This window comes from Collinsella aerofaciens (assembly GCF_015546965.1).
In the GTDB taxonomy this organism is placed as follows: domain Bacteria; phylum Actinomycetota; class Coriobacteriia; order Coriobacteriales; family Coriobacteriaceae; genus Collinsella; species Collinsella aerofaciens_X.
Window position 1 is genome coordinate 101,357 of sequence record NZ_JADMUF010000001.1, and the last position, 13,018, is coordinate 114,374.

Below are 13,018 nucleotides of genomic sequence, written 5' to 3' on the forward strand. Positions count from 1 at the left end.
ACACGTGAACGAAGAACCTCAAGTCCTTTACTGCGACGCCTGGCTCATGGCCATCGACAAGCCCGCCGGCATGATCGTCCACGGTGACGGCACCGGCGAGCGCACACTTACCGACTACGCCAGCGACCTGCTGCTGGCGATGGGCGACGGCTTTGCCGCGACCGACATGCAGCCGCTCAATCGCCTGGACCGTGACACCACCGGCGTGGTGTTGTTCTCGCTCGACAAGCAGACGCAGCCCGCCTTTGACCAGATGGTGAACGACCACGCCTTCGAAAAGCACTATCTGGCGCTGGCCGAGGGCAAGATCGACTGGAACGAGAAGCTCATCGACAAGCCCATCGCCCGCGACCGTCACGACAGCCGCAAGATGCGCGTCGGTGCCAGCGGCAAGCCTTCTCAAACGCGCGTCAAGGTGCTCAAGCGTCTTAAGAGCCGTCGAGGCCTGCCCACGCGTTCGTATATCGATGTTGAGCTACTCACCGGCCGCAAACACCAAATCCGTGTGCACCTGGCCAGCGAGCATCACCCCCTGGTTGGCGATGACCTATACGGCACGCCGCGCCCTTGTGGCCTGATGCTCCACGCCCACAGTGTGTCCTTTACGCATCCCATAACCGGCGAGCACATCCACATCGAAGCCCCCTGCCCCTGGGAGCCCTAAACCACCACAACGGGGACAGGCACCTTTGTGGTGGTTTAGGCCGCGATGGTTCTACCGTGTCGCAAAAGATCTCAATCTGTAACAGTTAAAACCCATTTCCCGGTCTATCTGTTACAGATCGAGACATTCGAATCTCCCCTCAAGAGAAAATCTCGATCTGTAACAGTAACTCGGCAAAATCGGTCCCAGATGTTACAGATTGAGACAAAGGGACGGCTCGGTTCGGAATTATCTCGATCTGTAACATCTAGCCCACTTTTAACGGTCCAGTTGTTACAGATTTAGACAAACCGGTAGACAACAAAAGCGGCAACGCCCGGGATGGACGTTGCCGCTTTTCTATTGAGAAAACTACTCGGTTTTCGTTACTAACCACCACAATGGGGACAGGCACCTTTGTAGTGGTTTTGGCCTTGCCTCATCGCTAGACCGTGATGACGTTGTCCATCGTCTGGTACTTGGCGGGCACCTCGCCCGCGGTAATAATCGTTGCGTCGCGGAAGTCCGCGAACTTGACGGGCGCCACCATGCCAAATTTACTGGCGTCCGAGATTACGAAGCGCTTGGCCGTATGGCGCATCGAGATGCGCTTAACCTGCGCCTCCTCGATATCGGGCGCCGTGAAGCCCTGCTCGGCGGCAATGCCGTTAGAACCCCAAAAACCACAGTTGAAGTTGTAGCGGTCCAGGGTCGCCAGGGCATCGGGGCCAACGAGCGCCTCGGTCTCGGGCTTGAGCTCACCGCCCAGCACCACGGTGCGCATACCGCGCAGGGCGAGATGCTGAGCATGAAGCACGGAGTCGGTCACATAGGTGACGCCCTCAAGGAGTGGAAGATGCTCAATGAGCCTGAGCGTCGTCGAGCCCGAATCGATATACACAAAGCTCTCGGGCTCCACCAGCGCCGCCGCACGGGCGCAGATACGCTCCTTGTCGTCGTTATGGAGGTCGCTGCGCTCATTAAGCGTTAGGTCGCGCGTCACGTGCGCGCGCTCAAGACTGGTCGCCCCACCGTGGACCTTGGCGATGCGATGCGCTCGGTCGAGCGTCTGCAGGTCGCGCCGAATGGTAGACGCCGTCACGCCCAGGGCTTCGGCAAGCTCCGGCACGGTAACCGAGCCGGCCTGCTGCACCATCGACACGATCGCGTTGAGCCTATCTTCCGCAAGCATCGCTTACTCCTCCTCGGGGTACACGACTCCCCAGTCGGCGCGGAGCTTGGTCATAAGTTCCATAACATCAGAAGCATAATCCAGCAGCTCGCGCTTGGTGTCGTCGCCGGCAACGGCTTTCTCCAGGTCGGCCATCTCGTAGCACAGTGCGTAGGCCTCGGTGCCAGCGTGGACCTCCTCGCGGTGGCCATCCGCAGTCCACGCGATGGTCGCGTGGTCGGCACGCGGATACTCGTTGACCTCGATATAGCACTTATCGAAGCTAATGACCGAGCGCTTGGGTTGCTTGGAGTGGAGCGTAAGGCTCACAACACCCAGCTGCTGCTCTGCATTACGGCAGACGATGCCGCCCGCAACGTCAACGCCGGTCTCGCAGGTGTTGCCCAGCGAAATGACCTCAGTGGGCTGGCTTGCCATAAAGAAGCGCATGACGGACAGGGCATAGACGCCAATGTCGAGCATGGCACCACCAGCAAGGTTACGATTGTAGAAGCGGTTGGTCAGGTCGCCGTACTCCTTGTAGCTGCCAAAGTTGAGCTGAGCGAGGTTCATGCGGCCAAACTCGCCGGCATCCATGCGGCGGCGCAGCTCCTGATACAAGGGCATGTGGAGCACCGTAGTAGCGTCCATGAGGACCACGTTGTGCTCGTCGGCGATGACACGCGCCTCGTCGAGCTCAGCGGAATTGAGGGTAATGGCCTTCTCGCAGAGCACGTGCTTACCAGCTGCCAGAGCAGCTCGCAGGTAGGTGATATGCGTGTTGTGCGGGGTGGTGATATAGATCGCGTCGATGTTCGGATCGGCATAGAGGTCCTCGACCGTTTCATAGACCTTCTCGATGCCATACTGCTCAGCAAAAGCCTGAGCCTTGGACAGCGTACGGTTGGCGACGCCCGAAAGCTTGCGGCCGGCAAGAGCGAGAGACTGGGCCATCTGGTTGGCGATAACGCCGCAACCGATCACGGCCCAACGGAGCTCGGGAGCCGTAAAGATGTCGTTAGGGAACGGCTTGTCCTGAACCGAAGCGAACGCAGCCTTTGCGGCCGCCGCAGCATCGAGCGGAGCCTGTTTGGAATCTGCCATGAGTGCCTCCTGTGTCATGGAACGTCTTTCATTTCTGACGGCTCTATATTCGCACAAATACGCGTGTATGTGCGTACTTCTGCGCGTATTACCGCCAAACGGTCATTATTCAACCGTAAACGGCGCATTTCTGCGCACGTTCACGCAATCCTGCGCACTCAAGTACGCAGAATTGCGCACCAAGTGATCCCCAGAAGAAAACGAACGTAACGAATCATCTGACCACAAAGGACTGTCCCAAACTGCCGGCAGGAAAGGAACGTCCCCGGATGCCGGCACATGGGGACGTTCCTTTCCTGCCGCATTCATCCAATCGCCGCGCATTACCACAGACCTCACCTAAGTTGCGGGGAAATAGGGATTGTTTGGCCCCCTAGAGCCCCTCATCAGTCCCCATTTCACCGCAACATGGCTGAAGACTGTCCCAAACGACTAGTCGTTTAAGAACGTCCCCAACGACTGCCAATCAACGGCCACTCATTTAAGTCTGTCCCCAATGAGTAGGTATAGAAAAAGGCCCGGGTGCCGTGGCGTCCGGGCCTTTGCTAGCAACTTGATGTTGCGGGCAGCTTAGAACTTGTGGCCGCACTTCTTGCAGACGCGCAGCTTGTTCTTGCCGTCCTTCTCGTGACCGACGCGGGTAACCTTACCGCACTCGGGGCAGACGAGATTGACGTTGGAGGCGTCGATGGGAGCCTCCTGCGAAACGATGCCGCCCTGCCGGTTGGCAGCGTTGGGCTTGACGGCCTTCTTGACGACCGAAACGCCCTCGACAACGACCTTGTTCTCGGCGGGGAGAGCACGCAGGATAACGCCCTGCTTGCCGCGATCCTTACCAGAGAGAACCTGGACCTTATCGCCCTTCTTGATATACATATATCTCCCCTAACTACAGGGTCTCGGGAGCGAGCGAGACGATCTTCATGTACTTCTTGTCACGAAGCTCGCGAGCGACAGGCCCGAAGATACGGGTGCCGACGGGCGAACCATCGTTGTTGATGACAACGCAGGCGTTCTCATCAAAGCGAATGTAGGAGCCATCCTTGCGGCGGATCTCCTTAACGGTGCGAACGACGACGCAACGGACAACGTCCTTCTTCTTGACGTTGGCGCCAGGGGTAGCCTCCTGGACAGCACCGATGAACACATCGCCGATGCCTGCATAACGACGCTTGGAACCGCCAAGCACCTTGATGCAGCGAATCTTGCGAGCGCCGGAGTTGTCGGCGACGTTCAGCATGGTTTGCATCTGAATCATGGTAGATGTTCCTCCGAACTAAGAACCGAAGAGAGGTGCGCAGCCTTTAAGCGGCTCGTGGTATGCAAACCAGGCATACGCACATCTTCGGAAACGTACAAGTCGTAAGAGCGACAGCTTATTTAGCGCGCTCGACGACCTCGATGAGGCGCCAACGCTTCATCTTGGACATAGGACGGTTCTCCATAACGCGGACGGTGTCGCCCACGCCAGCCGTGCACTCCTCGTCGTGAGCGTGCAGCTTCTTGGAGCTGGTCATCATCTTGCCGTACTTGGGGTGACGCTTGCGCTCGGTGATGGTGACGACGATGGTCTTAGCACCGGAGACGGAGGTAACGACACCCGTACGGACCTTACGCGAGTTACGCGAATCAGTCATGTTCTCTCCTTAGGTCCTACTCGGCGACAGCGGACTTCTCCGCTGCGATCTCGCGGGCGCGCTGCTCCGTGAGGACACGAGCGATGTCCTTCTTCACGGTGTTGACGCGAGCGGTGTTGTCCAGCTGGCTGGTGGCCATCTGGAAACGAAGGTTAAAGAGCTCGGCGCGCATTTCCTTCAGCTTCTCAACGAGCTGAGCGTCCGAGAGCTCACGAATCTCTGCGGGCTTCATTAGTTCTCCTCCTTGGCGGCGGCGGCGTCCTCAGCAGCCCACTTGGCCTCGAGAGCGGCCTCCTCAGCCATCTCCTTCTCGATGCGCTGCTCAGCGTTCTTAGCAGCAACAATCTTGGTCTTGATGGGAAGCTTGTGCTGTGCAAGACGCAGAGCCTCGCGAGCGACCTCCTCAGGCACGCCCTTGACCTCGAACATGATGCGGCCGGGCTTGACGACGGCCACCCACTCCTCGGGGTTACCCTTACCAGAACCCATGCGAGTCTCGGCAGGCTTCTTGGTGATGGGCTTATCGGGGAAGATCGTGATGTAGACACGACCGCCACGCTTCATGTAGCGGGTCATTGCAATACGAGCGGCCTCGATCTGACGGTTGGTGATCCAATGGGCCTCGAGAGCCTGGATACCAAACTCGCCGAAATGCAGCTCGGTATTACCCTTGGCCTGGCCCTTCATGGAGCCACGCTGCACCTTGCGGTGAAGAATACGCTTAGGGGCAAGCACTACTGACCCCTCCTCTCGGAGTTACGACGACGAGGACGGGAAGAGCCCTCGAGTGCAGGGTTGGGAACAGGCTGGCCCGGGAGCTTCTCGCCCAGGTAGATCCAGACCTTCACGCCGCAAGCGCCCATGGTGGTGCTGGCGACGGCCGTGCCGTAGTCGATCTTGGCACGGAGGGTGTGCAGAGGCACACGACCCTCACGGTACCACTCACGACGGCCCATCTCGGCACCGCCGAGACGACCGGAGCACTGGATACGGATGCCCTTAGCGCCGGCCTTGCGGGCGGACTGGACAGCCTTGCGCATAGCGCGACGGAAGGCAACGCGGCCCTCGAGCTGCTCGGCGATAGACTGAGCAACGAGGTTGGCGTCGAGCTCGGGGCGCTTGATCTCGACAACGTCGATGGAGAGCTGGCCCTTGGAGACGCCAGCGACCTTCTCGAGCTCGGTGCGGAGGGTATCGATCTCGGCACCCTTCTTACCGATGACAACGCCGGGGCGAGCGGTGAGGATGATGACCTTCACCTTGTCGCCAGCGCGCTCGATCTCGACGCGGGAGACAGCTGCGCGGGAAAGACGCTTCTCAAGGTACTTGCGGATCTCGAGATCGTTACCGAGGGTCTTAGCGTAATCCTTCTCTGCGAACCAGCGGGAGCGCCAGTTCTCGGTGATGCCAAGACGGAAGCCGGTGGGGTAGACTTTCTGACCCATACAGCTTTACGCCTCCTTTCGAGGAGCAACGACGACGGTGATGTGGGAAGTACGCTTCAGAATGCGAGAAGCGGAACCCTTGGCGCGGGGACGGATGCGCTTAAGCGTCGGACCCTCGTCAACATAGGCAGCGGCGACAACCAGGTTGTCGGCACGCAGACCGTTGTTGTTCTCGGCGTTCGCAACGGCGGAACGGAGAACCTTCTCGACATCCACGGCGACGGCGCGGTCGCAGAAGTGGAGGATGTCGAAGGCCTGAGCGACAGGCTTGCGGCGGATCAGATCGACCACCAGGCGGGCCTTGCTGGGGGAAACACGCACGTACTTAGCGACGGCGCGAACCTCGGTGGCCTCAGTTTCAATAGACTTAGTTGCCATTTACGGTTAACCCCCTATTTGGCCTTGTGGCCACGGAACGTACGAGTCGGCGCGAACTCGCCGAGCTTGTGACCAACCATGGACTCGGTAACATACACGGGCACATGCTTGCGGCCGTCGTGGACGGCGATGGTGTGACCAACCATCTCGGGGAAGATGGTGGACGCGCGGGACCAGGTCTTCACGACGTCCTTCTTGCCAGCCTCGTTCATCGCGGTGATACGCGAGAGAAGGCGAGTCTCCACGAACGGGCCCTTTTTGAGACTTCTGCTCATAAGTGCTTTCTCCTAAAACTCGGTATCCGAAATTACTTCTTACGGCGACGAATGATGTGCTGGTTCGAGACCTTCTTCTTCTTGCGCGTACGAAGGCCCTTCGTCGGCTTACCCCAGGGGGTAACGGAGGGACGACCAGAGGTGTGGTTCTTGCCCTCGCCACCGCCGTGCGGGTGGTCGACAGGGTTCATGACGGTACCGCGGACGGTCGGGCGCACGTTCATGTGACGCTTACGGCCGGCCTTGCCGATGACGATGTTGGAGTGATCGGCGTTGCCGACCTCACCGACGGTGGCGCGGCAGGTAACGAGGATGCGGCGCATCTCGGAGGAAGGCATACGGACGATAGCGTACTTGCCCTCCTTACCCATCAGCTGGCAGGAGTTACCGGCGGAACGGGCGATAGCAGCGCCCTTGCCCGGCTGGAACTCGACGGCGTGGATGAGCGTACCGACGGGGATGTCGGCGAGGGGCAGAGCGTTGCCCGGCTTGATGTCGGCGTCAGAACCGGACATGATGGTCTGACCGACCTCGAGGCCCTTGGGGGCCAGGATGTAGCGCTTCTCACCGTCAGCGTAGTGCAGCAGAGCGATGCGAGCGGAACGGTTCGGATCGTACTCGATCGTGGCAACCTTGGCGGGCACGCCGTCCTTGTTGCGCTTGAAGTCGATCACGCGGTAACGACGCTTCACGCCGCCGCCCTGGTGGCGGGTGGTGATGCGGCCGTTGTTGTTACGACCGGCCTTCTTGGGCAGGGGCTCGAGAAGAGACTTCTCGGGCTTGGTGCAGGTGATCTCGGAGAAGTCGGAGATCGTCTGCCAACGCCTACCAGCGGAGGTCGGCTTAAGGTGCTTTACAGCCATTACAATCCCTTTCAATAGGAATCCGTTAGCCATCGCAGACAGGGATTCGAGGTTCTGCCTCGGGTGCGATGACACCGGACGTATACACGGTTCCGGGCGTGTCCATTTTATACGCCCAAAACCTTGAGCTCCCGCCTCCCCTATTTGGGAGGCATGAGCTCACTCAACAGCAGCGAGTCTTAGGCCTGGTTGCCAAAGACCTCGATGGTGTCACCCTCGGCCAGCGTGACGATGGCCTTCTTCCAAGAACGGGTCTTGCCGGCGACATAGCGCACGCGCTTGGTCTTGGGCTTGACCGTCAGGGTGTTCACGCGAACGACCTTGACGCCGAAGATCTCCTCGACAGCGTCCTTGATCTGATACTTGTTAGCATCCTTGGCGACCTCGAACGTGTACTTGTTCAGCTCCATGCCGGAGAAGGAACGCTCGGACACGATCGGACGGATGATGATCTCGTGGGCGGTCATTTATGCAAGCACCTCCCCGAAGTGAGCGGCGATGTCGGCGGGCATCAGCACAGCGTTGTTGTTGACGAGATCGTAGGTGTTGGCCTCGTCAGCGGTGATGATGAACGTCTTGGGAATGTTGCGGAACGACAGGTAGGCGTTGACGTCCTCATCGCGAACGATGATGGTCAGACGCTTGCCCTCAAGGCCGAGAGCCTTGAGCATGGCGACGGCAGCCTTGGTGGAAGGCTTCTCGAAGCCGTAGTCGTCGACGAGCACGAGCTCGCCATCGGCCAGCTTGGCGGACAGCGCGGAGCGCATAGCCAGCTTGACCTCCTTGTTGTTCATACGCTTAGCGTAGGAACGGGGCTTGGGGGCGAAGACAACGCCACCGTGACGCCACTGGGCAGCACGGATGGAACCCTGGCGGGCACGGCCGGTGCCCTTCTGACGCCAAGGCTTCTTGCCGCCACCGGAAACCTCAGAGCGGCCCTTAGCGGACTGGGTGCCCTGACGCCAAGAGGCCATCTGGCACTTGACGATGTGGTGCATAACGTGGATGTTCGGCTCGATGCCGTACACCTCAGCGGCGAGCTCGGCCTCGGCGACCTTCTTGCCCTCGCTGTTCTTTACTTCAAACTTTGCCATTTAAGTGTTCTCCTTGGTATGACGCTGGGCTAAATGGGCTGGGCCCTTAGGCCATACGGATGGCGACGAGACCATTCTTGGCACCCGGGACAGCGCCCTTGACCAAGATGAGGTTCTGCTCGGCATCGATGCGGACAACGGAAAGGTTCTTGACGGTAACGCGCTCGTTACCCATGTGACCGGCCATCTTGACGCCCTTGAGGACGCGCGCAGGATAGGCGCACTGACCGATAGAACCGGGGTGACGCTGGAAGTGAGAACCATGCGTCATAGGACCGCGGCGCTGACCCCAGCGCTTGATGCGACCCTGGAAGCCCTTACCCTTGGAGGTACCGATGACGTCGACCTTCTCGACATCAGCGAAATCAGCGACGGTAACGACCTCGCCGACCTTGTGCTCCTCGCCGTTCTCGACGCGGACCTCACGAAGGAAGCGGACAGGCTCGACGCCGGCCTTGGCGAAGTGACCAGCCATGGGCTTGTTCACGTTCTTGGCCTTGATGTCGCCGAAACCGATCTGGACGGCGTCATAGCCGTCAGTTGCCTGAGTTTTAACCTGCGAGACAGCGCAGGGGCCAGCCTGGATGACCGTGACGGGAACGACGTTGTCGTCCTCGTCCCAAACCTGGGTCATGCCAATCTTGCGGCCGAGAATCATGCTGATCAAGATATGATCCCAACTCTCGCGTGGTCTTGGGACAATGCGTACACCACCGAGCGTACGCCCCTAGAGGACCACTACTTACACGACGTGCTCCCCAGCCTTGTATTACGTCCGGACTACCTGACAACCCTATTAAGCAGGCATTTTGTCCAGCCAGAATACTCCCCTGGTTTCACACAGCTGTTTAGTATACACGGCTGCGGGCGTATCCGTCGAGATTCATATTTCACTCACATTGTTTACGCAGGTAAAGTGCGTGGAGTCGCCTGGACCCGGCAGAGCGGCGGCGAAATATATTAAGGTTGCTGCTCTACAGTCCTGCGCAAGACGAAGGCCACATTAAGTGGCCTTCTTTGCGTGCGGAACTCGCGACAACCTTAATATATTTCGCCGCCGCCCTGCCGGGCTCGGGAGACGACACGTTGATGTCTGCTTAACTTTGCTCGCTCAGGCTAATGACTTTGTTGGGGATCAATGATTTGCCGCAAGGTGAACTTGCCTTGGGACGTGTCGCATTCTTCTTGCGAATCCTCAAAACTGAAGATCATGATGGCGCAGTTGGGGAGTTTTGCTGGGAGCTCGAAGCCCTCTGGGGCTGCAGCCTTGATGAATTGGCGGCTGGCGCTGCCGTGGCTTACTGCAAGGAGGGTTTTGACGCCATCAATGCCCATGAGATTGGTAAGGGTGCTTACCATGCGAGCTTGTAGAGCTTGGCTTCCCTCCCCTCCAAAGGGGACTAAATCCTCGCCGGGGTCCCAGACGTCGGTGGGTAGTGCGTCGTGGGGGCCTTCTTCAAAGGTACCGTAGCAGCGTTCGATGATACCCTCGCAGGGCTCGACGAGGGCGTCCGGACCGAGAAGCTCGGCTGCGACGAGACTTGCCGTGTCCATGGCTCGGCCTAAGGGTGATGAGACCACTTTGTCGGGAACGACGCCGTGGGCTTTGAGCCATGCGGCGGCCTTTGCGGCCTGCTGGCGGCCCAGGTCCGTTAGCGGTGAATCGCAGCGGCCCTGGACGAGCTTTTTGACGTTGAACTCCGTCTGACCGTGACGGAGCAGATACAGTTTCTTCATGGTCTCCCCTTTTGCACGAACGGCTCTACCGATACAACACTACTCACGTGCCGCGCCGACGTAGTCTTCATCGACCGTAATAAATCCATTGCGTAACCGGATCGTAGTGTAGCCACTTTATCCACAAGATACAAAAAGGCCGCAACCCAAAGGGCTGCGGCCTTGCAATGTGAGCTATCGGTAAAAAAGCTTAGAGCTTGATGTCGATGTCAACGCCAGCCGGGAGGTCGAGACGCATGAGCGAATCAACGGTGCCCGAGGTGGGGTCGAGGATGTCGATGAGGCGCTTGTGGGTGCGCATCTCGAACTGCTCACGGGAGTCCTTGTTCACGTGCGGCGAGCGGATAACCGTGTACAGGTTGCGCTCGGTGGGCAGGGGGACAGGACCGGAAACGCGAGCGCCGGTCTTCTGAGCGGTCTCGACGATGAGCTTCGCGGACTGATCGACGACCTCGTGATCATAGCCCTTGAGGCGAATGCGGATCTTCTGGGTAGCCAACTTAAACCTCCAAAGAGTGCGAGAGATGTTCTCGCGGATTACGTAACAGGGAGCTCGAACTTAGGCGTTCTTGCTCATGACCTCGTCCACGATGGACTTGGGCGCGGGCTCATAAGAGTCGAACTGCATCGTGTAGGATGCACGGCCCTGGGTCTGGGAGCGAAGGTCGGTAGCGTAACCGAACATCTCGCCCAGCGGCACCTTGGCACGGATGAGCTTGGTGTTCTTGCGATCCTCCATGCCCTCGATCTTGCCGCGGCGACCGGAGAGGTTGCCCATAACGTCGCCCATGTACTGCTCGGGGGTCTCGACCTCGACAGCCATGATCGGCTCGAGCAGCTGCGGATCGGACTTCTTGAGGGCGTCCTTGATAGCCATGGAACCGGCGATCTTGAAGGCGGCCTCGGAGGAGTCGACCTCGTGGTAAGAACCGTCGAACAGGGTGACCTTGACGTCGAGGACCGGGAAGCCGGCGATAACACCGGTGTTCAGGGCCTCCTGGATGCCCTTGTCGATGGACGGGATGTACTCCTTGGGCACGACGCCGCCGACGATAGCGTTGACGAACTCGTAGCCGAAGCCCTCCTCCATCTTCTCGAGCTTAATGACGGCGTGGCCGTACTGACCGCGACCGCCGGACTGACGGACGAACTTGCCCTCAGCCTTCTCGACGTCGTGACCAGCGGTCTCGCGGTAGGCAACCTGGGGCTTACCAACGTTAGCGTCAACCTTGAACTCGCGGAGCAGACGGTCGACGATGATCTCGAGGTGCAGCTCGCCCATGCCGGCGATGATGGTCTGGCCGGTCTCGTGGTTGGTGGACACCTGGAAGGTCGGGTCCTCCTCGGCGAGCTTGGTCAGAGCCAGGGACATCTTGTCCTGCTCGGCCTTGGTCTTGGGCTCGATGGCAACGTCGATAACGGGCTTGGCGAACTCGATCTTCTCGAGGACGATCTCCTTGCCCTCGGCGCACAGGGTGTCGCCGGTGGTGGAGTTCTTGAAGCCGACGCAAGCAACGATGTCGCCGGCAGCAGCGTCGTCACGGTCGATACGCTCGGCGGCGTTCATCTCGAGGATGCGGCCGAGGCGCTCGCGCTGACCGTTGGAAGCGTTGACAACGTAGGAGCCGGACTCGGCGCGGCCGGAGTAAACGCGGACGTAGGTGAGCTTACCGACGAACGGGTCGGTCATGATCTTGAAGACCAGGCCGGAGAAGGGCTCGTCGAAGGAAGGATGACGCTCGATCTCCTCGCCGGTGTCCGGATCGGTACCGGTGACGGCCTCGACGTCGAGCGGGCTGGGCAGGTAGTCGACGACAGCGTCGAGCAGCTCCTGGACGCCCTTGTTCTTGTAGGCGGAGCCCACGAAGACGAGGTTGAGCTCGTTGGCCAGAACGCCCTTGCGCAGAGCAGCCTTGAGCTCCTCGACGGTGAAGTCCTCCTCCATGAGGATCTTCTCCATGAGCTCGTCGTCAAAGCTGGCAGCAGCGTCGAGGAGCTCCTCGCGCTTGGTGGCAGCGATGTCGGCGAACTCAGCCGGGATCTCGTCCATCGGCTCGGGGTAGGTCATGCCCTTGTCGTCGGCCTTGAAGTCCCATGCGGTCATGGTGACCAGGTCGATGACGCCCCAGAAGTTGTCCTCGGCGCCCATCGGGACCTGAGCGGCCACGGCGTTAGCGTCGAGACGATCCTTCATGGTCTCGATAGCGTTGAAGAAGTCAGCGCCCACGCGGTCATACTTGTTGATGAAGGCGATGCGGGGGACGTTGAAGGTGGAAGCCTGACGCCAAACGGTCTCAGACTGGGGCTGAACGCCGGCAACGGCGTCGAAGACGGCGACAGCACCATCGAGGACGCGCAGGCAGCGCTCGACCTCGGCGGTGAAGTCAACGTGGCCCGGGGTGTCGATGATCTGGATGCGGTAGTCCTTACCGTCCTTGTTCCAGAAGCAGGTGGTAGCAGCGGAGGTAATGGTTACGCCGCGCTCCTGCTCCTGAACCATCCAGTCCATGGTGGCAGCACCCTCATGGACCTCACCGATCTTGTGGGTCTTACCGGTGTAATAAAGAATACGCTCGGTCGTGGTGGTCTTACCAGCATCGATGTGGGCCATGATGCCGATGTTACGGGTATCGGAAAGCTTGTACTTAGGCTTAGCCATGTTAGTTCCTTA

Annotated in this window: 17 protein-coding genes and 1 pseudogene; 1 reads left to right on the forward strand and 17 read right to left on the reverse strand. The window is 59.5% G+C overall.

What is annotated here, in order from left to right:
* Window positions 1–4 precede the first annotated feature (4 nt).
* On the forward strand, window positions 5–664 hold the full coding sequence (locus I1M21_RS00430; RefSeq protein WP_271763166.1) for an RluA family pseudouridine synthase: 660 nt from the start codon (window positions 5–7) through the stop codon (window positions 662–664).
* Between the two features lie 424 nt (window positions 665–1,088).
* Here the strand turns inward: I1M21_RS00430 and I1M21_RS00435 are convergent, their stop codons facing one another.
* The 17 genes and pseudogenes from I1M21_RS00435 to fusA all read right to left on the reverse strand — a co-directional run bounded on the left by I1M21_RS00435 (window position 1,089) and on the right by fusA (window position 13,006).
* Entirely contained in the window at window positions 1,089–1,835 is a 747-nt protein-coding gene (locus tag I1M21_RS00435; protein ID WP_195191992.1) for a DeoR/GlpR family DNA-binding transcription regulator, read from the reverse strand.
* Between the two features lie 3 nt (window positions 1,836–1,838).
* Window positions 1,839–2,918 carry a Gfo/Idh/MocA family protein gene (locus I1M21_RS00440; RefSeq protein ID WP_195191993.1) on the reverse strand — a complete coding sequence of 360 codons (1,080 nt, stop codon included), beginning with the start codon at window positions 2,916–2,918 and terminating at the stop codon, window positions 1,839–1,841.
* 570 nt (window positions 2,919–3,488) lie between these two features.
* Window positions 3,489–3,794, reverse strand: coding sequence for a 50S ribosomal protein L24 (gene rplX, locus I1M21_RS00445; RefSeq protein ID WP_195191994.1), 306 nt, complete (start codon window positions 3,792–3,794; stop codon window positions 3,489–3,491).
* A 13-nt stretch (window positions 3,795–3,807) separates the two neighbouring features.
* The gene (gene rplN / locus I1M21_RS00450) at window positions 3,808–4,176 is read right to left on the reverse strand and encodes a 50S ribosomal protein L14 (protein ID WP_006235041.1); all 369 of its coding nucleotides are present in this window, start codon (window positions 4,174–4,176) and stop codon (window positions 3,808–3,810) included.
* A 118-nt stretch (window positions 4,177–4,294) separates the two neighbouring features.
* Window positions 4,295–4,555, reverse strand: a complete 261-nt coding sequence (gene rpsQ / locus I1M21_RS00455) for a 30S ribosomal protein S17 (protein ID WP_195191995.1) — start codon at window positions 4,553–4,555, stop codon at window positions 4,295–4,297.
* 16 nt (window positions 4,556–4,571) lie between these two features.
* Window positions 4,572–4,787 (reverse strand): 50S ribosomal protein L29, encoded by a 216-nt coding sequence (gene rpmC / locus I1M21_RS00460; RefSeq protein ID WP_006235039.1) that lies wholly within the window; start codon window positions 4,785–4,787, stop codon window positions 4,572–4,574.
* 86 nt (window positions 4,788–4,873) lie between these two features.
* Window positions 4,874–5,290: pseudogene (gene rplP / locus I1M21_RS00465) on the reverse strand (50S ribosomal protein L16); the annotation flags it as partial.
* Window positions 5,290–6,000: a 30S ribosomal protein S3 gene (rpsC, locus tag I1M21_RS00470; RefSeq protein ID WP_195191996.1), complete on the reverse strand. Its 711-nt coding sequence runs from the start codon at window positions 5,998–6,000 to the stop codon at window positions 5,290–5,292. The pseudogene rplP and the gene rpsC, both read right to left, overlap by 1 nt.
* Before the next feature lie 6 nt (window positions 6,001–6,006).
* Entirely contained in the window at window positions 6,007–6,378 is a 372-nt protein-coding gene (gene rplV, locus I1M21_RS00475; protein WP_006235036.1) for a 50S ribosomal protein L22, read from the reverse strand.
* Between the two features lie 14 nt (window positions 6,379–6,392).
* On the reverse strand, window positions 6,393–6,653 hold the full coding sequence (gene rpsS, locus I1M21_RS00480) for a 30S ribosomal protein S19 (RefSeq protein WP_006235035.1): 261 nt from the start codon (window positions 6,651–6,653) through the stop codon (window positions 6,393–6,395).
* A 32-nt stretch (window positions 6,654–6,685) separates the two neighbouring features.
* The gene (gene rplB, locus I1M21_RS00485) at window positions 6,686–7,516 is read right to left on the reverse strand and encodes a 50S ribosomal protein L2 (protein WP_022094198.1); all 831 of its coding nucleotides are present in this window, start codon (window positions 7,514–7,516) and stop codon (window positions 6,686–6,688) included.
* A 179-nt stretch (window positions 7,517–7,695) separates the two neighbouring features.
* Complete coding sequence (gene rplW / locus I1M21_RS00490; protein WP_022094197.1) at window positions 7,696–7,983, reverse strand: 50S ribosomal protein L23; 288 nt, start codon at window positions 7,981–7,983, stop codon at window positions 7,696–7,698.
* Window positions 7,984–8,610, reverse strand: coding sequence for a 50S ribosomal protein L4 (rplD, locus tag I1M21_RS00495; RefSeq protein ID WP_006235032.1), 627 nt, complete (start codon window positions 8,608–8,610; stop codon window positions 7,984–7,986). It lies immediately after the preceding gene.
* A gap of 46 nt (window positions 8,611–8,656) precedes the next feature.
* Window positions 8,657–9,277 carry a 50S ribosomal protein L3 gene (gene rplC, locus I1M21_RS00500; RefSeq protein WP_035137484.1) on the reverse strand — a complete coding sequence of 207 codons (621 nt, stop codon included), beginning with the start codon at window positions 9,275–9,277 and terminating at the stop codon, window positions 8,657–8,659.
* A gap of 449 nt (window positions 9,278–9,726) precedes the next feature.
* Window positions 9,727–10,347: a histidine phosphatase family protein gene (locus I1M21_RS00505; RefSeq protein ID WP_195191997.1), complete on the reverse strand. Its 621-nt coding sequence runs from the start codon at window positions 10,345–10,347 to the stop codon at window positions 9,727–9,729.
* Between the two features lie 190 nt (window positions 10,348–10,537).
* Window positions 10,538–10,846 carry a 30S ribosomal protein S10 gene (gene rpsJ, locus I1M21_RS00510; protein WP_022094184.1) on the reverse strand — a complete coding sequence of 103 codons (309 nt, stop codon included), beginning with the start codon at window positions 10,844–10,846 and terminating at the stop codon, window positions 10,538–10,540.
* A gap of 60 nt (window positions 10,847–10,906) precedes the next feature.
* A complete protein-coding gene (gene fusA / locus I1M21_RS00515) occupies window positions 10,907–13,006 on the reverse strand; it encodes an elongation factor G (RefSeq protein WP_195191998.1) in 2,100 nt (699 codons plus the stop codon).
* Window positions 13,007–13,018 lie beyond the last annotated feature (12 nt).

Excerpts from the sequence above, each read along its gene's own strand:
- I1M21_RS00435 (WP_195191992.1), bottom strand. The coding sequence starts at position 1,835 with ATGCTTGCGGAAGATAGGCTCAACGCGATCGTGTCGATGGTGCAGCAG.
- I1M21_RS00440 (WP_195191993.1), bottom strand. The coding sequence starts at position 2,918 with ATGGCAGATTCCAAACAGGCTCCGCTCGATGCTGCGGCGGCCGCAAAG.
- rplX (WP_195191994.1), bottom strand. The coding sequence starts at position 3,794 with ATGTATATCAAGAAGGGCGATAAGGTCCAGGTTCTCTCTGGTAAGGAT.
- rplN (WP_006235041.1), bottom strand. The coding sequence starts at position 4,176 with ATGATTCAGATGCAAACCATGCTGAACGTCGCCGACAACTCCGGCGCT.
- rpsQ (WP_195191995.1), bottom strand. The coding sequence starts at position 4,555 with ATGACTGATTCGCGTAACTCGCGTAAGGTCCGTACGGGTGTCGTTACC.
- rpmC (WP_006235039.1), bottom strand. The coding sequence starts at position 4,787 with ATGAAGCCCGCAGAGATTCGTGAGCTCTCGGACGCTCAGCTCGTTGAG.
- rpsC (WP_195191996.1), bottom strand. The coding sequence starts at position 6,000 with ATGGGTCAGAAAGTCTACCCCACCGGCTTCCGTCTTGGCATCACCGAG.
- rplV (WP_006235036.1), bottom strand. The coding sequence starts at position 6,378 with ATGGCAACTAAGTCTATTGAAACTGAGGCCACCGAGGTTCGCGCCGTC.
- rpsS (WP_006235035.1), bottom strand. The coding sequence starts at position 6,653 with ATGAGCAGAAGTCTCAAAAAGGGCCCGTTCGTGGAGACTCGCCTTCTC.
- rplB (WP_022094198.1), bottom strand. The coding sequence starts at position 7,516 with ATGGCTGTAAAGCACCTTAAGCCGACCTCCGCTGGTAGGCGTTGGCAG.
- rplW (WP_022094197.1), bottom strand. The coding sequence starts at position 7,983 with ATGACCGCCCACGAGATCATCATCCGTCCGATCGTGTCCGAGCGTTCC.
- rplD (WP_006235032.1), bottom strand. The coding sequence starts at position 8,610 with ATGGCAAAGTTTGAAGTAAAGAACAGCGAGGGCAAGAAGGTCGCCGAG.
- I1M21_RS00505 (WP_195191997.1), bottom strand. The coding sequence starts at position 10,347 with ATGAAGAAACTGTATCTGCTCCGTCACGGTCAGACGGAGTTCAACGTC.
- fusA (WP_195191998.1), bottom strand. The coding sequence starts at position 13,006 with ATGGCTAAGCCTAAGTACAAGCTTTCCGATACCCGTAACATCGGCATC.